General features: G+C 59.1%; 26 protein-coding genes. 12 read left to right on the top strand and 14 right to left on the bottom strand.

From position 1 onward, the window contains the following. Nucleotides 1-25: 25 nt before the first annotated feature. Entirely contained in the window at nt 26-1,063 is a 1,038-nt protein-coding gene (locus LC094_RS00645) for a Hint domain-containing protein (protein WP_226549101.1), read from the bottom strand. A 268-nt stretch (nt 1,064-1,331) separates the two neighbouring features. Then, on the bottom strand, nt 1,332-2,144 hold the full coding sequence (locus LC094_RS00640; RefSeq protein WP_226550330.1) for an ABC transporter permease: 813 nt from the start codon (nt 2,142-2,144) through the stop codon (nt 1,332-1,334). Nucleotides 2,145-2,393: 249 nt separating this feature from the next. On the opposite strand from LC094_RS00640, the gene LC094_RS00635 reads away from it, so the two are divergent. Continuing rightward, nucleotides 2,394-2,975, top strand: a complete 582-nt coding sequence (locus tag LC094_RS00635) for a GcrA family cell cycle regulator (protein ID WP_226549098.1) — start codon at nt 2,394-2,396, stop codon at nt 2,973-2,975. Nucleotides 2,976-3,231: 256 nt separating this feature from the next. Then, nucleotides 3,232-3,807, top strand: coding sequence for a YceI family protein (locus tag LC094_RS00630; RefSeq protein ID WP_226549096.1), 576 nt, complete (start codon nt 3,232-3,234; stop codon nt 3,805-3,807). An 80-nt stretch (nt 3,808-3,887) separates the two neighbouring features. Here the strand turns inward: LC094_RS00630 and LC094_RS00625 are convergent, their stop codons facing one another. Beyond that, a complete protein-coding gene (locus LC094_RS00625; RefSeq protein ID WP_226549093.1) occupies nt 3,888-5,081 on the bottom strand; it encodes a cytochrome b/b6 domain-containing protein in 1,194 nt (397 codons plus the stop codon). A gap of 278 nt (nt 5,082-5,359) precedes the next feature. Here LC094_RS00625 and rimO point away from each other — a divergent pair, with 278 nt between their 5' ends. The 4 genes from rimO (at nt 5,360) to LC094_RS00605 (ending at nt 8,631) form a co-directional block, all read left to right on the top strand. Next, entirely contained in the window at nt 5,360-6,769 is a 1,410-nt protein-coding gene (gene rimO / locus LC094_RS00620; RefSeq protein ID WP_226549090.1) for a 30S ribosomal protein S12 methylthiotransferase RimO, read from the top strand. An 84-nt stretch (nt 6,770-6,853) separates the two neighbouring features. Further along, the gene (locus tag LC094_RS00615; RefSeq protein WP_226549088.1) at nt 6,854-7,720 is read left to right on the top strand and encodes a hypothetical protein; all 867 of its coding nucleotides are present in this window, start codon (nt 6,854-6,856) and stop codon (nt 7,718-7,720) included. Nucleotides 7,721-7,827: 107 nt separating this feature from the next. Continuing rightward, complete coding sequence (locus LC094_RS00610) at nt 7,828-8,220, top strand: rhodanese-like domain-containing protein (RefSeq protein WP_226549087.1); 393 nt, start codon at nt 7,828-7,830, stop codon at nt 8,218-8,220. Between the two features lie 9 nt (nt 8,221-8,229). Then, the gene (locus LC094_RS00605) at nt 8,230-8,631 is read left to right on the top strand and encodes a thiol-disulfide oxidoreductase DCC family protein (protein ID WP_226549084.1); all 402 of its coding nucleotides are present in this window, start codon (nt 8,230-8,232) and stop codon (nt 8,629-8,631) included. Here LC094_RS00605 and LC094_RS00600 read toward each other — a convergent pair. Further along, nucleotides 8,613-8,963 carry a YigZ family protein gene (locus LC094_RS00600; RefSeq protein ID WP_226549082.1) on the bottom strand — a complete coding sequence of 117 codons (351 nt, stop codon included), beginning with the start codon at nt 8,961-8,963 and terminating at the stop codon, nt 8,613-8,615. The two genes, LC094_RS00605 and LC094_RS00600, sit on opposite strands and share 19 nt — an antisense overlap. Before the next feature lie 15 nt (nt 8,964-8,978). Then, nucleotides 8,979-9,341: a diacylglycerol kinase gene (locus tag LC094_RS00595; protein ID WP_226549080.1), complete on the bottom strand. Its 363-nt coding sequence runs from the start codon at nt 9,339-9,341 to the stop codon at nt 8,979-8,981. A gap of 105 nt (nt 9,342-9,446) precedes the next feature. On the opposite strand from LC094_RS00595, the gene LC094_RS00590 reads away from it, so the two are divergent. Further along, nucleotides 9,447-9,986: a DUF4405 domain-containing protein gene (locus LC094_RS00590; RefSeq protein ID WP_226549078.1), complete on the top strand. Its 540-nt coding sequence runs from the start codon at nt 9,447-9,449 to the stop codon at nt 9,984-9,986. A gap of 69 nt (nt 9,987-10,055) precedes the next feature. On the opposite strand, the gene LC094_RS00585 is transcribed toward LC094_RS00590, so the two are convergent. From LC094_RS00585 to LC094_RS00565, 5 genes are all read right to left on the bottom strand, one after another. Then, on the bottom strand, nt 10,056-10,343 hold the full coding sequence (locus LC094_RS00585) for a DUF6455 family protein (protein WP_226549076.1): 288 nt from the start codon (nt 10,341-10,343) through the stop codon (nt 10,056-10,058). Between the two features lie 48 nt (nt 10,344-10,391). Then, a complete protein-coding gene (locus LC094_RS00580; RefSeq protein ID WP_226549073.1) occupies nt 10,392-10,661 on the bottom strand; it encodes a DUF6455 family protein in 270 nt (89 codons plus the stop codon). Between the two features lie 165 nt (nt 10,662-10,826). Further along, nucleotides 10,827-11,825 (bottom strand): Hint domain-containing protein, encoded by a 999-nt coding sequence (locus tag LC094_RS00575; protein WP_226549070.1) that lies wholly within the window; start codon nt 11,823-11,825, stop codon nt 10,827-10,829. Nucleotides 11,826-12,036: 211 nt separating this feature from the next. Beyond that, a complete protein-coding gene (locus tag LC094_RS00570) occupies nt 12,037-12,714 on the bottom strand; it encodes a M48 family metalloprotease (RefSeq protein WP_226549067.1) in 678 nt (225 codons plus the stop codon). Nucleotides 12,715-12,869: 155 nt separating this feature from the next. Next, nucleotides 12,870-14,909, bottom strand: coding sequence for a TonB-dependent receptor domain-containing protein (locus tag LC094_RS00565; RefSeq protein ID WP_226549064.1), 2,040 nt, complete (start codon nt 14,907-14,909; stop codon nt 12,870-12,872). Nucleotides 14,910-15,239: 330 nt separating this feature from the next. Between LC094_RS00565 and LC094_RS00560 the strand changes: the two genes are divergently transcribed. Then, the gene (locus LC094_RS00560; protein WP_226549062.1) at nt 15,240-15,479 is read left to right on the top strand and encodes a hypothetical protein; all 240 of its coding nucleotides are present in this window, start codon (nt 15,240-15,242) and stop codon (nt 15,477-15,479) included. Nucleotides 15,480-16,045: 566 nt separating this feature from the next. Here the strand turns inward: LC094_RS00560 and LC094_RS00555 are convergent. Then, entirely contained in the window at nt 16,046-16,312 is a 267-nt protein-coding gene (locus LC094_RS00555) for a DUF167 domain-containing protein (protein ID WP_226549060.1), read from the bottom strand. Between the two features lie 81 nt (nt 16,313-16,393). On the opposite strand from LC094_RS00555, the gene LC094_RS00550 reads away from it, so the two are divergent. Together LC094_RS00550 and LC094_RS00545 are read left to right on the top strand one after the other, a co-directional pair. Continuing rightward, nucleotides 16,394-16,972, top strand: coding sequence for a nitroreductase family protein (locus tag LC094_RS00550; protein WP_226549058.1), 579 nt, complete (start codon nt 16,394-16,396; stop codon nt 16,970-16,972). Beyond that, nucleotides 16,972-17,688: an EI24 domain-containing protein gene (locus tag LC094_RS00545; RefSeq protein ID WP_226549056.1), complete on the top strand. Its 717-nt coding sequence runs from the start codon at nt 16,972-16,974 to the stop codon at nt 17,686-17,688. Before LC094_RS00550 ends, LC094_RS00545 begins: the two co-directional genes overlap by 1 nt. Here the strand turns inward: LC094_RS00545 and LC094_RS00540 are convergent. After that, nucleotides 17,671-17,967, bottom strand: coding sequence for a DUF1467 family protein (locus LC094_RS00540; protein ID WP_226549054.1), 297 nt, complete (start codon nt 17,965-17,967; stop codon nt 17,671-17,673). The genes LC094_RS00545 and LC094_RS00540 overlap by 18 nt on opposite strands. Nucleotide 17,968: 1 nt before the next feature. Next, the gene (mce, locus tag LC094_RS00535) at nt 17,969-18,373 is read right to left on the bottom strand and encodes a methylmalonyl-CoA epimerase (RefSeq protein ID WP_226549053.1); all 405 of its coding nucleotides are present in this window, start codon (nt 18,371-18,373) and stop codon (nt 17,969-17,971) included. 167 nt (nt 18,374-18,540) lie between these two features. Here mce and LC094_RS00530 point away from each other — a divergent pair, with 167 nt between their 5' ends. Continuing rightward, nucleotides 18,541-19,260 (top strand): response regulator, encoded by a 720-nt coding sequence (locus LC094_RS00530; protein WP_226549051.1) that lies wholly within the window; start codon nt 18,541-18,543, stop codon nt 19,258-19,260. Nucleotides 19,261-19,343: 83 nt separating this feature from the next. Here LC094_RS00530 and aspS read toward each other — a convergent pair whose 3' ends face one another. Continuing rightward, on the bottom strand, nt 19,344-21,137 hold the full coding sequence (gene aspS / locus LC094_RS00525) for an aspartate--tRNA ligase (protein WP_226549049.1): 1,794 nt from the start codon (nt 21,135-21,137) through the stop codon (nt 19,344-19,346). A gap of 198 nt (nt 21,138-21,335) precedes the next feature. Here aspS and LC094_RS00520 point away from each other — a divergent pair, with 198 nt between their 5' ends. After that, on the top strand, nt 21,336-22,640 hold the full coding sequence (locus LC094_RS00520) for a glycosyltransferase family 87 protein (RefSeq protein ID WP_226549046.1): 1,305 nt from the start codon (nt 21,336-21,338) through the stop codon (nt 22,638-22,640). Nucleotides 22,641-22,771 lie beyond the last annotated feature (131 nt).

The raw sequence follows: 22,771 nt of genomic DNA, 5'->3' as shown, positions 1-22,771 counted from the left end.
CCGCTGCCGAGTGTCGGCTCGGACGTCACATAGCGGTATTGGCAGCCAACAATTCGGCCTCATAGCTTTTCGCAATTTTGCGCGCGGCTTGCCCGTAGTTGTTGAAATCAGTTTGCAGCTCCGGAAAGAGACCGAACAACTCATCACATTCCGCACGCCGCAAGGCATGATGCGCCATGGCGCCCGGGTGAAAGCTCTCCGAAACAATGCCTTCCGAGAACACCAACTCGTGTTGATCGAACAGCATGTGATAATAGGTCACAGATCCAGTTTCGCGCAGGCGAATTGTGGTGCCATTCACAAGATGCTTGGCCGCCATGAGCACCTCATGAGCGTCGAGCAAGAGTTCAGCCGCGACACTGCGGTGGAGCACACGGTGCTGTTGCGACACCACCAGCGGTCGATCATTGCCCAAGACACCCTGATCGATTTCCACCGGCGCAAACGCGCCTTGTGCTTTGGCCGTCGCATGCCCGATCCAGCGCACGGGCTGCGCGCCGTGATCCTGTGTCATCACCAGATCGCCCGCCTTGATATTTTCGATCACCTCCCAACCGCCAAGGGTCTTGATCCGCGTGCCCTTGGCGAAACAGACCGGCAAGTCGATTTCATTTTGGTTCGTGAGGTCGAAATCCAAGATCGCATTCTGCTCGATCCTTGTGATCAACTGCGACACCCCGAGGAGGTTCAACAAAGGAATGTCGAGCGCCTCGGACAACAGCCCATCCAAAAGCGCCGCCGGACCGTCCTCCGGATACTCGATATACGTCTGACCATCGACCTCCCATGCATTGAAAGGCACGGAGGAGGACAGCGACAGCGTTATCCCCAGGATCGTGACGCTGACGCTCGCTTCACCGCTGCCGATGAAGGTGGCATTGGCGTCATTCCAGGTCGCATTTTCCGTGCTGTCCCAATTCAGGTCTCTGTCGGTGTCACTCACATCCAGAGTGCCGGTTTGCGGCCCCGAGAAGGAGTTGAGCAGCATCGTGTCCAACAGACCTTCGGCATTCAAAAGCGAGCCGTTGTACATGTAAACATTGTCGAGCGTGCGCTGTACCATAATATATCCTAAAGTACTAAGTATTACCCCAATCAACCTTAACGTGCATATTAAATACATCATAACAGCAATAAGTTCACAACGCCCCATCCTTTTATGCTCACCCCCAAATCGACAAGCCTCAGAATGTTGCTGAAAAATACATCGAAAAACCCCTCCGCAGAGCGAACTGCGAAGGGGGCCGTTTCCACATCGGGAGCAATAAAAGCTAAGGGCTAATATTGTTTCAGGCACTCTTTGGCGAATCGGTCACCCCGACGTCAGCGGGTCAGGATTTCAGCTTGGTGCCGCGTTTGAAGAAGGTCCAATCGACGAAAACCACCACGGCCGTCACCGCCGTCATCACCGCCAGACCCAGCCAAGGCGAGCTGTCAGAGGTGCCGATGATGCCATAGCGCACACCATCGATCAGATAGAACACGGGGTTCAGGTGGGTCAGCACCTTAAACCACTGCGGCAGGGTTTCGACCGAATAGAAGGTGCCCGACAGAAAGGACAGCGGCGTGATGATGAAATTGGTGATCGCGGCCATATGGTCGAATTTCTGGCTCACAATACCCGCCAAGACGCCCAAACCGCCGATGAACAAAGCGCCCAGAAGGATAAAGGCAATCGCAAACAGCGGGTGATGCAGGGGCAGACCGACAAAGATGGCCATAACGGCCCAGATCGCGAAAGCCACAACCATCCCGCGCGCCACACCGCCAGAGAGGTAGCCGATGACCAGCTCAGAGGGCGACAGCGGCGGCATCAGCGTATCAACGATATTGCCCTGCACCTTCGAAATCATGATCGAGGACGAGGTGTTCGCAAAAGCGTTCTGGATCACCGTCATGGTCAAGATGCCGGGGGCGAGGAAATGCACGAAGGGCACGCCCATCACATCACCGCGCGAGGGACCGATGGCCAGCGTGAAAATCGTCAGGAACAACCCCGCCGTCACCAAAGGCGCCAGAAGCGTTTGCGTCCAGACCGCCAGAAACCGGCGGGTCTCTCGCATCATCAGCGTGTAAAGCCCAAGCCAATTGACGCGACCAAAGCGCCGCACCCCCATCTGAATTTCAGATTCAGCCATGTTCATCCCCTTGTTCATCCCACATCCGCCTTGCTATATAGGCACGCGCCCCTCAAGAGACGTGCCAAGCGGAAGAACCTCGTGTTTTCCCGCCAGCCCGCTTGTAACCGCAAGCGTGGTGCTTAAAATAGGGGTTAGAAGAAATTCTCAAGCACGCCTTGCCGGACTTTGGCCAATTTGGACCGCAAATGTCTTGTGCAAGGGTGATCATGGTGCGGGCCCTGCCCGGATCAGCAGACAACCGAAGGAAACACGATGTCCTGGACCGATGAGCGCGTCGAACTGTTGAAGAAAATGTGGGGCGAGGGTCAATCCGCCTCGCAGATCGCCAAAGAGCTTGGCGGTGTGACGCGCAATGCGGTGATCGGCAAGGTGCACCGTCTGGGCCTGTCGAACCGCGCAGGATCGGGTGCCGCCGCGAAACCCGCAGCCGCGCCCAAGCCAAAACCCGCAGCCGCGCCGAAACCCAAGACCGAGGCCAAGCCGAAACCCGCCGCGAAACCGGCGGAGGCCCCTGTTGCCTCTGAGGCCGCCCCGAAACCGGTCAGCCCGGCGCGCCGCGCGATCATTCCGGCAGGGCAACCGTTGCCGCCGCAGCCCTCGACCAATGAGATCCCCGCCGAAGCTCTGGCGAAGGTCAATGAGGTCGAGAAAAAGGCAAAGAAGCTGTCGGTGATGGAACTCACCGAGAAGACCTGCAAATGGCCGGTGGGCGATCCCGCGACCGACGATTTCTGGTTCTGCGGCCTGCCGTCGCAAGCCGGCAAGCCCTATTGCGAGGCCCATGTCGGCGTGGCCTTCCAGCCGATGTCCTCGCGTCGCGACCGCCGTCGCTGAGCCTCTCGCGCTCTCGTGAGGTCCTGACGCTCTCGTGAACCCATGTGAACAGACCGCCTTTCTGGAGAGAGGGGCGGCCTTTTTCAGGCCTGATATACGCAAAAATGAACAGAAACCGCAGATATTTAGCGGTTTTTTGCGGAGATATGTTTACCCGCGCACAAAATCTGTTTGAGACTGCGGAATATGAGAGGGGCCGGACAGCCGTTAGCTTTGTCGCATCTTAAACATCCATGCCAAAGAAAGCTTTGACATCATGAAAAACCTGCTTCTCTCCACCGCCGTTCTTCTGGGCGCCGCTGCTGCCGCCAACGCTGAGCCGGTGAAATACGTGCTTGATCCGTCGCACAGCCAGATCGTGTTCTCTTACGAGCACCTCGGCTACTCCACCACCACCGGCATGTTCTCCGGCTTCGACGGTGAGATCATGTTCGACGAAGCCGATCCGGCCGCCTCTTCCGTCTCCGTGTCCTTCCCGACCGACAGCCTCTACACCGGCTGGGCCGAGCGCACCGCGCACTTCCTGACCGGCGACTTCTTCGGCGCTGAAGAGAACCCGACCATCTCCTTTGTCTCCACCGGCATCACCGTGACCGACGAAGACGAAGCCGACATCACCGGCGACCTGACCATCAACGGCATCACCAAATCCGTCGTGATCGAAGCCGAGATGACCCAAAAAGGCGATCACCCGATGGCGAACAAGCCTTGGGTTGGTTTTGACGGCGAGCTGACCGTGCTGCGTTCCGACTTCGACATGGGCCAATTCGCCCCCTACGTCTCCGACGAGGTCGAGATCGAAATCTCCATCGAAGCCACCCCGGCCGAGTAACTCTCGCCTCCCCGAATGAAGAAGGCCGCCGGAGCGATCCGGCGGCCTTTTTGTTTGCTCGGTTGAGGGACGCGGCGGGCTTACTGCCGCACCGCCGTCAGCTCAGTTGCGACTTCGACGCCAAAGCCCACCGTGCCCTCATCCTCATAGCCCGCGCCCATGCCGAAGTCGCGGCGATCCAAAGCGGTGGTGCCGGACATCGTGGCGCGGTCGCCGTCAACTGTGAGATCGAAAGCCAGCGTCACGGGCACGGTCTGGCCAACCAGCGTGAGCGTGCCCACCGCCTCATGCGATGTGCCCTCAAGGCGCGTGATCTCACCCGTGAAAGTCGCGGTCGCATAGGTTTCGGTGTCAAAGAACTCCGGCCCCTGCGCCTGTTGCGTGACAGTGCCGAGCGACAAAGAGGTGGTGTCGATGCTGACGGTCACCTCGCCCGTGCCGGTCTCGTCGTCATAGGCGATGGCGGCAGTCCAATTGGCAAAGCTACCCTCGACCGGCGCGCCCATCTGGGTCACGGAGATCGTCAGGCCGCCCTGCTCCACCGCCCATGCGGGAAGCTCGGAGGCGATCTCCACCTGCTCCATCGGTGCAGCGCTGGCGCCCTCTTCATGCTTTTGCGCTGGCGCGACAAAGGGAAAGGACACGACGGCAATCCAGAGCACGGCGGCCAAAACGGGAGGAAGCGCGGAGGCGTGGCTCTCGCCCTCGCCCCCCGCTTCCGTTCCGCGCAGCATCCGCGCCAGCACGCCGTCTTTCTCAATCACCGCATGTTTGAGCGCGCCCAGAATGTGCAGCGCCACGGTGATATAAATCACCCAAGCCGACAGCCCATGCACCGCGCCCGCCATATGGGCGACGTCTTCGGACTTCGGCACGAAAGGCAGGTTTTGGCCAAAGGGCCAGAGGATCGGGGCAAAACCGCTCTCCGCCGCATGCATCACCCAGCCCGACAGCGGCATGATCAGGATCGCGCCGTAGAGCATCCAGTGGATCACCTCGGCCAGAACCGTCTCCGCCTTGCGCTCCGGATGCACCGGCACGGGTTTCGGTTGGACAAAGGCCCAAAGGATACGCAGCACCGCGAGGCCAAGCACGGCAATGCCGATGGTTTTATGCACGGAATAGAGGGTTTGGAGCCGCTCAGCGGTCTCCGCCGTGCGCGGCGTGTTCTCGCCAATGAGGCCAAGCGCGATGTCCGCGAGGATCAATAGCGCGATGGACCAATGGAAAAAGCGCGCGGCGGCGCCGTATCGGGTGGCTGTGTTAGAGAGCATGGGCGACCTGTGTGCGAATGGATTTTCGTGTGAGTTTGACGCAAGGTTAACCGAAGCCCGCCCCCCAAACACTAGCGCCGCCCGCACAGTCGCTGTGCGCGCGACGTGCGATTTCGAACAGATTACGCCAGAAGCTGCGCGTCCATCCCACAGAGACAGATATGTGACACATCTCCGGCTTTGATGCGGCTGCTGACATGGGGGCCAACATCGGATGGATTGTCCCAGCGCGCAACAGGGCTTCTCAGGCGGGCCGCTTTCGGAGTATATCGCGCCATATGAGCCAGAATCCTCCAGCCCTCCGCCCCGATCTTGCCCCGAAGCCCTTGTTCGACGGCCCCCGCCGCGACGGCCAGCCGACCATCGGCATGGTCTCTTTGGGCTGTCCGAAAGCTTTGGTCGACAGCGAGCGCATCCTGACGCGTCTGCGCGCCGAGGGCTATCAGATCAGCGCGGATTATTCTGGTGCGGACGCGGTGATCGTCAACACCTGTGGCTTTCTCGACAGTGCCAAGGCGGAGAGTTTGGAGGCCATCGGCGAGGCGTTGCAGGAGAATGGCAAGGTGTTGGTCACCGGCTGTCTCGGCGCTGACCCCGAGTATATCACCGGCGTGCATCCCAAGGTTCTGGCCGTCACCGGCCCGCATCAATACGAACAGGTGCTGGACGCGGTGCATGCCGCCGTGCCGCCCTCGCCCGATCCCTTTGTGGACCTCTTGCCCGCCACAGGCGTGAGCCTCACGCCCCGGCATTTCAGCTATCTGAAAATCTCTGAGGGCTGCAACCACGCCTGCAAATTCTGCATCATCCCGGACATGCGCGGCAAACTCCAATCGCGCCCGGTCCACGCCGTGCTGCGCGAGGCGGAGAAACTTGTGGAGGCGGGCGTCAAGGAATTGCTCGTCATCTCGCAGGACACCTCTGCCTATGGTCTGGATCGCCGCTACGAGGCCTTCCCGTGGAAGGACCGTGAGGTGCGCAGCCACATCACCGATCTGGCGCGCGAGTTGGGCCAACTGGGCGCGGCGGACGACCTCTGGGTCCGGCTCCACTACGTCTACCCCTACCCCCATGTGCGCGAGCTGATCCCGCTGATGGCGGATGCGGGCAACGCGGTGCTGCCCTACCTCGACATCCCCTTCCAACACGCCCACCCGGACACGCTCAAACGCATGGCGCGTCCTGCGGCCTCGGCAAAGGTCTTGGACGAGATTGCAGCCTGGCGCGCGATGGCGCCGGACATCACGCTGCGCTCGACATTCATCGTCGGCTATCCGGGCGAGACGGAGGAAGAATTCCAATACCTCTTGGATTGGATGGACGAGGCGCAACTCGACCGTGTGGGCTGCTTCCAATACGAAAACGTCGATGGCGCGCGCTCGAATGCGCTGGCCGATCACGTCGCGCCGGAGCTGAAACAGGAGCGCTGGGAACGGTTCATGGAGAAGGCGCAGGCGATTTCTGAGGCCAAGCTGGAAGCCAAGGTCGGCACCGTGCAGCAGGTCATCGTGGACGACATTGACGAAGACGGCATCGCCACCTGCCGCACCAAGGCCGACGCGCCGGAGATCGACGGGAACCTGTTTATTGATGAGGGGACCGAGGGGCTCAGCGTGGGGGATTTGGTGACTGTCGAGGTTGATGAGGCTGGGGAGTATGATTTGTGGGGTTGCCTCCCAAAGAAATGATCTGGGGGATCATTTCTCGGAGGCAACGCGCGGGAGCGTCGAAGGCAGTGCCAAGGCAACTAAAGACTAAAGGTGGGGACTAAAATGGTTACAGTAAAAAGTGCACAGGTTGACCTCTTTTTAGGGCCACACCATCAAACCACAGCTGAGGTAGAACTCTTCAAAGAGATAAAAGACAAGCTTACAACACTTAGGCGTCTCTCCGAAGTTGATGAATTGTTTATTATTCTCATCCAGTGCTACTGGGAATTCGAGAGTGAGAGAAATAAACTTCGTAACTCATTTCAAATGTTCGGCTCTCAACAAAGACTTACCGAGTCTTTCAGGGCTATGAATATTTGCCTTATGTCAGTTCTAACTTGGTCACGCTGTTTTTTTGACATTGGGTCAACCCACTTTAGCGATCAGGGTTTCCCTAAAAGACACGTCCTCAAAACCAATAACTTTTCATTTCTGCTGATTGAACACATAAGAAACAAATCGCAACACAATATGCTTCCGATTCATGGAGTCGGCTATACTAATGATCCCCGAAAAAGCCTCCTAAATCAGAGCGCCCCGGAATATTCTTTTTCAAAAGAACGCATTGCTCAGTTACCAATTCACAACAACAATCCTCACGAAATTGCAGACAAGGCGAAAATTTTGGCCCGCGAGGAATGCAATTTTAACGTATCATTTCATCTCCTGACCTACATCCAAACCATTAGGCCTGAGTTCATAAGCTTTCGCCAAAAAATGGCCGATTATCGTACCGCTAGCTGCAAATGGCTACTGGATATACTCGATGGCTTTCATGAACTTCATCACGACGGTGTCATAATCTTTACGGATGAAGAAAATTGTTCTGACTTGGTTCTATCCAAACATGAGATTGAAAACTTAGAACAGAGTAATCAAGATCTTTCCACGTATCTAGAATATGCGATGAAATCCTTCCCCAGCGCCTGACCCGAGGGTAGGCGCTGAGCGATGACTGTGTCATCGCTTGGTTTCCCCCACAAACCATTGCCCTCCAAACCCCGAACCGGTTAACTCTCCCCCAAGAGGAGACCCCCATGCTCAAAAACTACAAAGACCTGCTCGCAGCCGCCCATGAGGTGATCGAGACGATCCCAACGCAAAACGCCATCCGCCTCATGCGCGACGACGGCGTCGTCTTCGTCGATCTCAGAGACCGCCGCGAGCTTGAGCGCGAAGGCCGTATTCCCGGCGCCTTCCATTGTCCGCGCGGGATGTTGGAGTTCTGGATCGACCCGGAAAGCCCCTATTACAAACCCAAATTCGGCGAGGATAAAAAGTTCGTCTTTTACTGCGCCTCCGCCTGGCGCTCGGCACTGGCCACACAGACCTGTATCGAGATGGGGTTCACCAATGTGGCCCATGTCGGCGGCGGGTTTAGCGCGTGGAAAATGCATGGCGGGCCTGTCGAAGAGGTCGAAAAGCACTAACTGTCCCCCATGAGCGAGACAGAGCCGAACACCAAAGTTCTCTACAACGACCAGTGCCCGGTCTGTTCCTTTGAGATCAACCATTACAAGGGCTATGCAGAGCGTTGCGCGCTGCCGATCCGGTTTGACGATCTGAATACGGAGGCCTCTGGGTGGGGCATGGACGCGGATGTCGCGGCGCGGCGGTTGTATGTGGAAAAGGACGGAGAGCTTCTGTCCGGCATGCCCGTGTTTCGGGTGCTTTGGGCCGAGATGCCGCGCTATCGCTGGCTCGCGCGGCTGACGGGCTGGCCGGTGATCCGGCCCCTGTCGGAATTCGCCTACGACCGCGTGTTGGCGCCGCTCATATACGGGTGGCACAAACTGCGTCAGGCTCGGAATGAGACCCGCGCTCAGAGCCGGTCCAAATAATACCGCACCGCGTCCTGCACATGGCGAAACCGGTCGCCGCCAAGGTGCTTGCCACCATACCAGCGCGTCACCACGACGATCTGGCCGGTGACGCCCTCGCGCTCGAGCATCCGCAGGATCACCATCCCCGCGCCGCTTTCGCCGTCGTCATTCTTGAGAGGCGTGCCATCGGGCAGCACAACGCCCCAAGTGTTATGCGTCGCCTTGGCGAATTTCTTTTTGCGGCAGAGCTCTTTTAGAAAGGCCTTGGCCTCCTCCTCGGACCCACAGGCGCCGCCGGAGACCGCATATTTCGAGCCGCGGTCAGATATGATGCCGTCATAAATCTGCATGAGCCGCTTATAGGATCATGAGATCAGAACCGCCAGCCACGCCACACCCGCCGCAATCGCGGTCACCGTCACGGCGGCGGAGCCTGCGTCCTTGGCGGTTTTGGCCAAAGGGTGTTCGCGATCCGAGATGTAATCCACCGCATCCTCAATCGCCGTGTTCAACAGCTCGGCAGCCAAGATCAAAAGCCCCAGCGCGATGACAAGCCCGCGCTCCAACGCACTCAGATCAAGGACAAAAGCCACACAACCAGCGATCAGATTGGCCCAGACCCAAGTGCGGAACGAATGCTCCGAGTGCCACGCATAGCGCAGCCCCGCGACGCTCCAGACGGTGCGCAGCACCAGCCGTTTCGCGGTGTAAGTCGCTTTGTCTCTCATAGGTCTCCTCCCTGCCCGAGCATGGGCGAGGAAAAAGGCCAAGGCAAGCGACGGAAGCGATGCGCGCGCCCGTAAAAAAGGGCAGAGACAAGAAAGGTGTTCACCATGTCCACGTTACGTAAATTCGCCACGCCGCTGACCATCGCCACATTCACCATTGTCGGCGTCACGGGCGTGCTTTGGTATTTCCATTTCATCACCTCCGCCGGGCGCTGGATGCATGAGATCATCGGGCTGGCGATGATGGTCGTGATCGTGCTGCACGTCGTGTTGAACTGGCGCGCGTTCAAGACCTATTTCAAACGCCCGCTGGCGATCGGGATCATCGTTTTGGGTGTGGTGTTGACGGTCGGCGCCTATCTTGTGCCGGATCAGACACAGGCGCGCGGTGGCCCGCCGCAGTTCGCGGCCTTCTCGAAATTCGCGGATGAGAGCCTGACCACCTTGGGGCCGATCTTTGACACGACGGGCGAGATTTTGGTGACCCGGTTGGAAGATGCGGGCTATAGCGGCGCCTCAATGGAGAGCACCGTCGCAGATCTGGCGGGCGACAATGTGCGGGCGCAGATGCAGGCGTTTTCCGTGTTGGCCGCTGACGGCACCTCTCTGGGCGGTCAAGGTCAAGGTGCGGCAGCACGCAATTAAAACAGCAACTCAGACAGGAAAAAAGGGGCCACTCGCGGCCCCTTTTTTTTTCATCCGTCGATGGTCTGATTACTCGGCGGCAAGCTGGTTTTGCACAGCACGGACGTAGTTCAACTCCTGAGAATTCAGGCAATAGTCCGGGGTGGCCTCTTGCCGACCCTGATGGTCGAGCAGCCACAGGATGCAGGCGTCATGCTTGGTGCATTCCCCACAACGCTTTTCCATGTTGGTCAGCTCCTGCGTCGAGATTTCACCGGATGCGGCGGCACGCACCACATCTGCGCCAAGCCGCTCGGCCATGCCATGCATGAGGCAGGCGGTTCCCGGTTTCAGGCGCGGAAGGATGTCTGTCGTCATATCGTCCTCCATGTTCGTTTGGGGCGCATATGGCGCCCATGAGGCGGCTCAAGTGGCCGCGAGACGTTCAAGCTCGGATTTGTTGCGGCAATAGCGCGGCGCTGCCGCGGCCGGGACAGTCAGCTCGGCCTGGGCCTCGAGAAACTTGACGCACATATCGGGCGCCGTGCAGCTCAGGCAGCGATAGACGCGGTCCGTGGCCTCAACTTCCGAGGCCGCCTCGCCCCGTTGCGCGCGCTCTTCCAGATCGACGCCCAAGGCGCCCGCCATACGCTCCACAAGGCGCGCGTGGGTTTCGAATGTCCCGAATTTGGTCATGACAGCCTCCGATGATATGCGTTTTCACATCCCAGGAGGAAAAGACCATGGCGGGGGAAGCGCCTCTTTGATCCTGATCAACTGCCGGATCTGGCGCAGGTTTCCGCAGGTTTTCTTGCAAAACCGCGAAGAAATAAGGCATTGATTACGGATTTTCCGAAACCATCACGCCGCGCGCCCGAAAAGAGCGGCCACCCTGCCCCGAATCTCTGGACGCGCCAAAGGCACGGCAGCGCCCTCGCCAAAGACACGCAGCACCGGGAAAATCCGGAACAATTCTGCACGGGGGGCCTCTTCCAAAGTGTCCAAGGCCATGCCCCCCGGAAAGAAGCTCTCCGAGATCAGCCCGCCGCTGTCCAAAAGTTCATGGCCATCGAACATCAGATGCACATAGGTGACTTCGGTCAGGTCGGTCCGCTGGCGAATGGTCTCACCGTTGACCAACCACCGCGCCGGCACCAGAACCTCCTCAAGCCCCGCATAAAGCTGGACCCGATATCCGGTGACGAGCACGCGGTGCTGCGGCGAGATCAATACGGGGCGACGCGGCACATGGTGATCCAGCGCCCCGCGCAAAATTTCGATCGGCGCCAAATCCGGCGCGCGGGTCAGGTCGATCCGGGACGTCCCGACCCAACGCACAGGCTGCAGCCCGTGATCGGCGGTCCAGACCAGATCGCCGACGGCGATGTCTTCGATCGGTTTCGGCCCGTGGCCCGTGCGCAAGACGGAGCCCGCCGCGAAACAGATCGCATCCTCGACCTCCGAGATCTGCAACTCACCATCGTTGTTGCCGCTGTCGGGATCGGCGATTTCATCCGCCGAGGTATAGACCATCGTGGCGCCATCCAGCCCGGAGATGTCGAGGATATAGCCGTTCTGAAACAGAACATGTTCGTCGCCCGCACCCAAGTTCTGATAGTTATTATTGTCGGGGTTCAGCCCCTCCATGATGACATTGCCGTCGGCGTCGGTCAGCCGCCAAAACTGACCATTTCTAAAGGTGTCCGACGGGTTCTGATAGACCTCGAGGTAATAGACATCCTCAGAGGTGCCGAGGGGGGTGATGCCGGAAACGGTGAGTTCGAGATTGGGCGGATTGGTGCCATTCAAAGAGGCGGAACCATAGGTGCCGATCATATTGCCTTTGATTTGAATCGCCATCTTATGACTCGCCCTCTACGCTTTTCCCGTTCTCAGATGCCCGCGTTAAGGTTAACGGCGGGCATGCTGCGATCTGACGGTGAAGTAAGGCGAAATCTGGATGCTGAGAGGGCCAGATCATGACGGATCACACGGTTGCGTGATCCCAACGTGAAGAGCAGAGAAATGCTATGAAAACGTCACGCGTTGAGTTTCCCCGAACGCGTCGCTCTTACAGATTTGCCATGGTGCGGCGCACGGTTTCGATCCGTTGGCCGTTCGGCGGGTGAGAGCCAAGGAACCTGTCGCCCGGATCGGGAATGCGGGAGAAATAGGCGGCGCCGCGCACCGGATCGTAGCCGGAATAATAGGCGATCACTGTGCCAAGTTTATCCGCCTCAAGCTCGTAATCCTTAGAATACCGCCGCGCCCCCACTGTGGCGCCGATATCCTGTGCGCTGGACACGGCACTGGCGTCGCCCCCGATCGCAGCGATCAGAACGCCGCCCAAAAGCGCGCCGGTCATCGCCGTTTGTTGGGTCCGAGCGATATGGCCGGAGATGTGATGCGCCGCCTCATGCCCCATGATAAAGGCCAGCTCGTCATCGTTTTGCACATCTTTCAAGAGTGCAGACGTAAAGGTCAGAACCGGGCGCCCCGATTTGTCCTGCGATTGCCAAGCGTTGGAAGGCGCACGCGGATCGGTTTCCAAGACGATCTTGAAATCGCAATTCGCGCCTTGGGTGCGCGTACGGCATTGCCGTTCGGCCACCGGCTCGACCCGGGAGACGATCCGGTTGAAAGCGGCCACGGAAAGGCCCGGCCCCGAGGCCCGGCTCACGGGAGCAGCTGCGGGGGCGCTTGGCACGGTTGTGGTTTCGACACAGCCCGCGAGGGCGACTGCGACCATAAGGGAAAGGCCTGCACGATACATTCTTCGGTCTCCGACACGCGTTTTTTTGCGAAAGTAACCGCAAGTGCCCTCGCTGACCAGTCACATCGCAGTGCTCTCCCCTTGAGCGTAAAAAACCGGGGCAGTTCCCCACCCCGGTTCACAGAGGTTCCTCAGAACCGCGTCGTCAGACCGATTTTGAACAGACGCCCGTTTTCGCGATAAGAGGTCTCATCGGCGGGCTGTTCATCGAACAGGTTGTCGATCCCGAGGTTCAGACTGGTCGCATCGGTCAGATCGTAGCCCAGCGCCACATCGACCAGGAAATACGGATCCTTGTTCTGCCCCGCAGGCACCGCGCGGGCCTCATCTGCGCTCAGCTCGTCTTCGGTCACATAGCCGACCTGTTTGCCGACATAGGTGATGTCGCCGGAAAGCGTCAGACGATCATTCGCCTGCCAGCTTGCCCCAGTGGTAACGTTCCATTTCGGTGTCGTGGCCATCGGGAAAGCATGATCGAGCTCTTCGTATTTGAACTCGGATTTCGCCAGATAGGTAAACGAGCTGCTCCAGATCACATCTTCGGTCACATCCCAGGCGAATCCCCCTTCGATCCCGGCGGTTTTGCCGCTTTCGATATTGGTCCGCTCGAACACGTCATAGCCGGTGTCCGGGTCGATCTCGCCGGTTTTGCGCGCGCCGATCATGTCGGTGATGTCGTTGTAAAACGCCGTCAGTTCCCAATTGACCACACCGCCCTGATAGTTCAGCCCGATCTCGTAGTTATCCGAGGTTTCCGGTTCCAGATCCGGGTTGCCGTAGATGATGCAAGGCCCGGTGTAGGGTTTACAGCCATTGCCGCGCGACGACATTTTGTAGTTCGGGTTGAGCGACCGCAGGTCCGGCGCCACAAAGGCCTGCGCATAGCCGGCCTTGAGCATCAAGCCACCGCCGAAGTCGTAATTGGCGTAGAGCCGCGGCGTGATGTGTTCGCCGTACTCCTCATGGTGATCGTAGCGCAGCCCGCCGGTCAGGGTCAGGGCGTCGGTGACATCATAGCGCCCTTCGGCATAGAGCGCGCCGGTCACCACATCGCCCTCGATCAAGGCGCCATCACGGTTCGTCGCCGGATCGCTCAGCTTGTCTTTCGCAATCGTGCCGCCCAGCGTGTAACCAAGGGCTTTGCCCGCGAGGAAGGTTTCCGCCGCATAGCGAGTCTCAAACGTGGTGGTCTGATAGGTGATCGGATCGCCCCAGGCCGGATCGACCCAAGAGGCGTTGGACGAATCCTCGTAGCGCAGGTAGCTCGACAGGGTCCCCGCCCCGACCATCCACTCGTTGGTGATGGCATAGCCCTCGCGGTCGATCTTGTTGGTGTCATGTGCGCCCTCGGAGGCGAGGTATTTCTCTTGCCCCGTGGTCGCCTCAAAGCCCCACTCAACCGTGCCGCTGGGCCGCCAGGTGAAGCGCGCACCAAGTTCGCGGGCGTTCGAGCCGTCGGACCCATAGGTCGTCTGTTCCGTGCCGGTGTCATCGGTCCAGACAAAGCCCTCAGGGGCGTCCCGCTCGGAAAGTTTGCTCCACAGTTCAACATCGACCGTCTCGCTCAGAGCGCCGCTGACGTAGCCGGAAATCTGGCGGCTGTCCGCCGTGGTCGACGATTCGCCAAAGCCGAAATCGGTGGTGATCGAGCCGCCCCAGACGCCCGTTGGTTCCTTGGTGATGATGTTCACCACCCCGCCCATGGCGTCAGACCCGTAGAGCGTGGACATCGGCCCGCGCACCACTTCGATCCGCTCGATCGCATCCAGAGGCACAGCGTTCAGGTCGCCCTGATAGTGACGCGCAAAGCTTTTGCCGGTGCTGATGCGCTTGCCATCGACCAGCGTGAGCGTCCGGTTCGAGGAAATGCCGCGGAAGGAGACACTGGAAATCCCGTTATTGCCCCGTGTCAGGTTAAGCCCCGGCACGCGCCGCAACAGGTCATTGAGATCGCGCGCGCCCTCTTGGGCAATCGTATCCTGGTCGATCACGGTGATCGAGGCGGGTGCGTCCTGCACGGTGGTTTCAAGGCCGGAGGCGGTCGAGACAACGATCTCGTCGAGAACGATCAAATCGTCCTGCGCCAAAGCGACACTGGGCAAAAGCGTCAGGGCCGAGGTCATCAGGAACCCGCGCGACAGCGACGCGGAACGGGGAGGAAGGGCGGACATGGTGCGTCTCCAAAAGATGTTTCGAAAGGGATCCCTCCGGGCCCGCGCAAAGCTGGCGGCACATCAAGACGCGCCTCGGTGACGCGCGCGACGTATAAAACGGTCGATCATGGGATGAGACAGCCCAATCGACACAAACGTGATCCCGGATATGGATAGCTCGCGTTAACTGGCTGCCTGTCAAAGCACAAAAATCGGCGGGAGATGCAAGGGGTTTAACTTATTATTTTACTCAGAATAAAAGATCGTCGGATCACGTTGCCTCAGGATCACAGATTGCCGCCTTCAGAGCCTCTTGCTTTTGCCGTGCGGCGGGTGCAGCATCAAACCATGTTTACCATCGAACACGATTTCGACGCGACGGTCGTCACCATAGTGGATGAGGGCGCGGCCCCTCTTCTCGAAGATGTCATCATCTCGGCTTTCGCGGAATGCGTGACGGTCGAACAACACGACCCGCGCACAGATAGCACCCACAAGATCACGCTCTCGCTGCAACAGCTGCGTGATCTGGGCGCGGCGCTTGATTTGCCAGAGGGCGCCTATCGGCTGTCGCCGGTGGAGGAGTGACAGGGCTGGCTTGTCCTAAGGTGGCGTGCGGGATGGTCTTGAGTTGATGTGCGTTGTGTGGAACTTCCTGCCGTTCGCCGCAAGTACGCAGTCCTCGCCGCATCTGCGAAGATTTTTCCAGACCGGGCTGACATCGGCCATCTGCCGCAAAATTTTGATTTTATGAGAAAAATAATGAAGCATTTCCGACAATTGGTTGAATGGTATATTAGGCAATATGACAGGCGACCACTCATAGCTTCTCCAGTCGGCTTATTCTTAACCCTCTACGTTCAGGCTATGGCATTTCTGCTCTTAGATGAGGTGAGCCGGTACTTGGGGTGAGACATGAACTTTGTGCTCCTCCTGTCTTTCCCTGTTTGGGGATTGTCGGCGACAGCGTTGGGTATAACCTTTTTTCTAGCGAATGAGTGGTTGATTACGAGTTTGCGCTTGGGGCGAATTTTAGGATTAGAACATCGACCCGCGCGCGCGTTCATAATTAAATTTTTCAAATTGGACTTAACCAGAGATAGGGAGTAGCTCACTTTTCGGGCTCAATCCAAATATACGCCCGGCCCCCAGCATTACCCCACCCGAAACACCTTGTCCCGAGAGGTCTCGCCGCGCACCAGCGTCAGCGTCGATTTCGCCCGGCCCATGGCTTTGGCCAAGAGCTTGATCACGTCTTTCGTCGCCTTGCCGCCTTCGGGCACTGTGGTGACGTAAACGCGCACGACCTGCCCCTCTTCGACCACCACCGCATTGCGCGAAGCCTTGGGCGTCACGCGCACCGAGAGCATTCCGTCGATGACGGCCGCCTCTAGCGCTGCTTTCAATTCCGTCTTCTCCATGCCTCCCTTTACCATCTGCGCGGTTGAAAACACCGACAAAAACGCCGACATGTTGCAGGAAACGCAGATGAAAGGCCTCTCATGCCCGCACCCAATCCCGCCGCGCTCGATTTTCTTTTGACCCGTCGGTCCCGTCCAGCCAAGACGCTCAGCACACCTGTGCCGGATCGCGACACGCTCGTGACGCTGTTGACCGCCGCCGCGCGCACGCCGGATCATGGCAAACTTGAACCTTGGCGGTTCATCGTCTTGGAAAAAGCGGCCCTCACCCGGTTGGCGGGGCGCATCGCACCTTTGGCTGCAAAGCTTGGCATCGAGCCGGAGAAGGTCGAGAAAGCCAAGCGTCAATATGCCGACGCCGATCTCGCCGTCGCCGTGGTGTTCTCGCCGAAAGACAGCGAAAAAGTCCCCCATTCCGAACAGCTTTACTCTGCGGGCGCCGTTTGCCTGTCGCTGTTGAACGCCGCCTTGGCTGCGGGCTGGGGCGCGAATTGGTTGTCGGGCTGGGCCTCGCATGACCGTTCTTTCTGCGAAGAGGGTCTGGGCCTCGCCGCCCACGAAAGCATCGCCGGTTTCATCCACATCGGGACTGAGACCATCGCCCCGCCGGAACGTCCCCGCCCCGATCTCGATCAGATCGTCGACTGGGTCTCCGCGTGATGTTTGGCGATTTTTCCAAGGCGCTCGGCCAATTGGGCGACAAGCGGTTTCAATCGGTGCTGTTCAAGGGTCTCGGCCTCACCGTCGCGCTCTTGGTGGCGATTTATCTGGCCTTTGTCTGGGGGATCGGCGTCTTCGTGCCCGACACCTTCACCCTGCCTCTCATCGGCGAAATCACATGGGTCGACAACGCGCTCTCCATTGGCTCGTTCTTCCTGATGATCGGGCTTTCGGTCTTTCTCATGGTGCCGGTCGCCTCGGCCTTCACCGGCATTTTCCTCGAAGAGGTCTCGGAGGCGGTTGAGGACGTACATTACCCCGGATTGCCCGAGGTACCGCGTCAAAGCCTGTCTGACATCGTCATGGATTCTTTGGGCTTTTTGGGGGTGATCGTCCTCACGAACCTGATCGCCTTGGTACTTTACCTGATCCTCAACATCGCCGCTCCGGTGATTTTCTGGGCCTTAAACGGCTTCCTGTTGGGGCGTGAATATTTTCAGATGGTCGCCATGCGTCGACTGGGGCGCGAAGGTGCCAAGGCCGCGCGCAAACGCCATATGCCGGAGATTTGGCTGGCGGGGGCCTTGATGGCCATCCCGCTCACCATTCCTTTGGTCAACCTGCTGATCCCGGTTCTGGGGGCCGCGACCTTTACGCATATGTTCATGCGGCTCGAAGGCAGCACCGTTTCATCCGGCTCAACTGTCCGCCACTGACGGCAGATTCGCGGTCCAGTCGAGATCGTGCCACGTGATCCAGCCAGAGGAAATGATCGCCACCAAAATGGCCCAGATCACCGTCGCAAACACAGTGACCCAAAGCGCCTTGCGCTTCGGGTTGTAATTCGCGGGCGCGCCGTCATGGGTGCCTTCGACCTTGTCGATGCCATTCTCATGACGCAGATCGCCCTGGGTCTTGAGCCCGATCGGCAGGGCGACGAGCATGGTCATGAACCATGTCACCGCATAGAGCACGATGGCCGAGGTGATCCCCATCTCAGACCTGTTCCAACTCGACCAGACAGCCGTTGAAATCTTTCGGATGCAGGAACAGCACCGGCTTGCCATGGGCGCCGATTTTCGGCTCGCCAGACCCCAGCACTCGCGCGCCTTCTGCTTTCAATTTGTCGCGGGCGGCAAGGATGTCGTCGACCTCGTAACAAATGTGGTGAATGCCCCCCGCTGGGTTCTTGTCGAGAAAGCCCTGGATCGGAGAGTCCGCGCCCAGAGGATAGAGCAGCTCGATCTTGGTGTTCGGCAGCTCGATGAAAACCACGGTCACGCCATGATCCGGCTCGTCCTGCGGCGGGTTCACCTTGGCGCCCAGCGTGTTGGCATATTGCGCGGATGCGGCTTCGAGGTCCGGCACGGCAATGGCGACGTGATTCAGGCGACCGATCATATTTCTCTTCCTCCATGAAATATCCGCCCGTTTATCGCGCGAGACCGGGGTTCCCGCAAGGCATTTAGGATACAGATAACGCTCACATTGACCGTCCTGTCTCAAGGTTAACCAGTCATTCACCAGTTCTGAGGTTTACTCCGAGTCGCACTGGATGGAGCTGAACAATGAGTGATGAACTTGAACGCCTGTTAACGATACAGGCCCCGACCGCGGAGCGCCCGCTCCTTGGACTGACCGTTTTGGTTGTCGAGGACAGCCGATTTGCCTCGGAAGCGATGCGGCTTTTGTGCCTGCGCTCCGGCGCGCGCATTCGTCGTGCCGACAGCCTCAGCTCGGCGCGCAAACATCTGCGGGTCTATCGTCCCAATGTGGTGATCGTCGATCTCGGCCTGCCGGACGGCTCCGGGGCGGAGCTGATCGACGAGCTGACGCATGCCCGCCCGCGTGTCGATGTGGTCCTCGGCATGTCCGGCGACAGCGGGGCCGAAGCTCTGGCGATTGCGGCCGGTGCCGACGGGTTCATCGAAAAACCAATCTCGTCTCTGGGCGCCTTTCAGGAATGCGTTCTCTCCTGTCTGCCCGAAGACGTGCGCCCCGAGGGGCTTCATGTCGTCAGTGACGATATGATCAGCCCCGATCCCATCGCGCTTCAGGACGATTTCGTCCATATCGCCGATCTTCTGACCACCGATGGCGGCGAAGATCTTTTGGATTACATCGCGCAGTTTCTCTCCGGTGTCGCGCGCACGGCGGGGGATGCGGAGATGGAAGTGGCGGCACAGGCTTTGGTCACTCATCGCGAAAAGGGCCTGCCCTATGGCTCCGACGTGGCGCGGATCGCGGGGCTTGTGCAATCCCGGATCGAGCCGCGCAAAGTCGTGTAACATCTTCGGTCCATCCATAGAAAAAGGGCGCCGGAGTTTCCGCGCCCTTTTTTTGATGTCTATGTCAGCCTTGCGAAAGCCGCTTAGTCTTCCTGAGGAATGACCCGCAGGTTCAGCTCACGAAGCTGTTCATTCGTGGGCTCCGAGGGCGCGCCCATCATCAGGTCTTCGGCGCGTTGGTTCATCGGGAAGAGCATCACTTCGCGGATGTTTTCCTGATCGGCGAGGATCATCACCGCGCGGTCGATGCCCAAAGCACAGCCGCCGTGCGGCGGAGCGCCGTATTGGAACGCATTAACCATGCCGCCAAAGCGTTTCTCGACCTCATCCTTGCCATAGCCCGCGATCTCGAAGGCTTTGAACATGATCTCCGGCTTGTGGTTCCGGATCGCGCCCGACACCAGTTCATAGCCGTTACAGGCCAAGTCATACTGGTTGCCCAGCACCTTGAGCGGATCGCCCAAGAGCGCGTCCATCCCGCCCTGCGGCATGGAGAAGGGGTTGTGTTCAAAGTCGATCTTGCCGCTCTCTTCATCCTGCTCGTAGATCGGAAAATCGACGATCCAGGCGAATTTGAACGCATCGCGCCAGTTTTCATCCTCCGGCGCTTTCGGGGTTTCTTCCCAGATCACGGTGCGGGCCTTGCCAGCCACACGCTCAAAGCTCTTCGGCTTGCCACCCAAGAAGAAGGCCGCATCGCCCACGTCGAGGCCCAACTGCTGACGGATCGCCTCGGTGCGTTCCGGGCCGATGTTCTTCGCGAGCGGACCCGCGGCTTCCATCTGACCATCGGTTTCGCGCCAGAAGATATAGCCCATCCCCGGCAGGCCCTCTTGCTGGGCGAATTTGTTCATCCGGTCGCAGAATTTGCGCGAGCCGCCTTTCGGTGCCGGAATGGCGCGGACTTCGTTGCCCTCTTGCTCAAGAAGCTTGGCGAAGATCGCGAACCCAGAGCCACGGAAGTGCTCGGAGACATCCTGCATCTTGATCGGGTTCCGGAGGTCCGGCTTGTCCGTGCCATACCAAAGCGCCGAGTCCTTGTACGAAATCTGCGGCCAGTCGCGGTTCGACTTCCGGCCCTTGCCGAATTTGTCGAACATATCGGCGATCACCGGCTCCATCACATCAAAGATGTCCTGCTGCGTGACAAAGGACATTTCCATGTCGAGCTGGTAGAAATCGGTGGGCGAACGATCCGCACGCGGGTCTTCGTCGCGGAAGCACGGCGCGATCTGGAAATATTTGTCGAAACCAGAGACCATCAACAGCTGTTTGAACTGCTGCGGTGCCTGCGGCAGGGCGTAGAACTTACCCGGGTGAAGACGGGACGGAACGAGGAAGTCACGCGCGCCTTCCGGCGAGGACGCCGTGATGATCGGCGTCTGGAACTCGTTGAACCCGTTGCCCCACATGCGCTGACGCAGGTCGGCGACAACTTGGCTGCGCATCACCATGTTCTTCTGCATCTGCTCGCGGCGCAGATCGAGGTAACGGTATTTGAGACGGGTCTCTTCCGGGTATTCCTGATCGCCGAAAACCATCAGCGGCAGCTCGGCGGAAGCGCCCAGCACCTCGAGATCACGCACGAAAACCTCGATCTCGCCCGTGGGCAGTTTCGGGTTCACCAGCTCCGCATCACGCGCCTTCACCGTGCCGTCGATGCGGATACACCATTCGGAGCGCACCTTTTCCATCGCGGAAAACACCGGGCTGTCCGGATCGCAAAGCACCTGCGTCATACCGTAGTGGTCGCGCAAATCGACGAAAAGAATGCCGCCATGGTCCCGGATGCGGTGCACCCAGCCGGAGAGGCGCACGGTGTCGCCCACGTTGGAGTTGTTCAATTCGGCGCAGGTATGGCTGCGGTAGACATGCATGGATCGGATCCCTTTAGGAGATGTGGGCAATCGTTTCGAAAACGCTCGCGCTGATACACAAGGCCCAGAGCGGAAAGTCAAGCCTCAGGCGGGGCCTGAGCCCTTGCGTGAGGCCGTCGAATGACAGAAACTGCCCGAAAAATTTAACGAGTAGATTTGAGGACACGCCGTGCAGCAGCCTTTTGTGTGGAAAACATCATGACGCCACCGCTCAAACGCTCCGAGTGGGTCGCCATCGCCTGTCTGATGTTCGGCTTCACCCTTTTGTGCGTGACGATTTACGCCAATGTGCCTTCACCGGATTTTCTGGCCTCCTGGATGGCAGGCATGGCCTGGTCCGCAGGCGAGACGCATAACATCTACCCGCCGCTTGAAAATGGCATGTTCGACCTCTATTCGCCACGCGACTGGTATGAGGCGCTGACCGTCGATGGCGAAACTCAAGAAGTCTTTCCCTTCATCTACCCGCCGATCTGGGTCTTTCTGGCGGGCAAGCTGAGCCAGATCGTCGATTATGAGACCATCCGCACCTTCGCCTCCTATGTGAACCCGGTGCTGTTGGCCTCTTGCGCGCTTTTGGCGCTGCGCATCACGCGGCGGCCTATTCCAGTAGTCCCGACGCTCCTCATCGGCATGGTGTTCTTTTCGCTCAGCGCCATCGGCCAGATCGCGCTGATGCAAAACCAGTTCCAGATTCTCGTGGCGTTCCTGACCCTTTTGAGCATCGAACGAAGCCGCAACGGCCATAAGATCGCGGGCGGCGCGGCCCTGGCCCTGGCGGCAGCGATCAAGCTGTATCCGGCGATTTTCGTCATCCTGTTTCTGGCGGGCGGGCATCGACGCACCGTGGTGTCCTTTGTCGGCTTCGGCCTCGCGCTTGGCCTTTTGTCCATCGCATTGACTGGCTGGCCGCTGCACGCGCTGTTCCTGCACACGGTCTCGACCATTTCCGGCACGGTTCTCGTGACGCCCGTTTCCTGGTCCTTCGATCCCATGATCGGACAGATGTTTTTCGAAGACACCCTGCGCGACCGCCCGATCCCCGAGTGGACCGCCCTCTACGGCATCGACATGAAACCGGGCGAAGGCTATTTTTACATGGCCAAACCCGCGCTTTGGAAAGCCCTGTCGAGTGGCGCCATGCTCGCCACCATGGCGCTGGGTGCCGTCCTGATCCGCCGCGCCGAACGTCAGAGCGCGGACAGCGGCTGGGTCTGGGCCTTTGTCATGGGGCTCTTCGCGCTCGCCAATCCGTTGAGCTGGAGCTACCACTATATCGCCATCGCCGCCTTTGCCCCGCTCTTTGTCTTTCGGATCGGTCTCCTGCGCGGCGTGATCTGGATCGCAGTCATCGCGATTCTCAGTTCGAATTTCGCACCTCAGATGTCCTATTGGGTGCAGGACCGGCTGCATTGGCCCTTGGTGTCGTTTCAGGTCTGGGGCACGCTGGTGATGACCGCAATGGTCGCCTCCTTTGGCTACTGCGTCTATCATCGCCACTAAGCCAGACGGCTTGGGGCGTTTTTTGGAAATCCGCCCTTGCACCCCCGCCCGTCATGACTATAACCCACGACAATTTGCGCGCGCCCTGCTAAAGAGCGCGCGAAAGCTGCTCAAACATATCCGGGGTCTGC

The organism is Celeribacter naphthalenivorans (genome assembly GCF_020524585.1).
GTDB classification, from domain to species: Bacteria; Pseudomonadota; Alphaproteobacteria; order Rhodobacterales; family Rhodobacteraceae; genus Celeribacter; species Celeribacter naphthalenivorans.
This window is presented reverse-complemented; position numbering and strand designations above follow the sequence as displayed.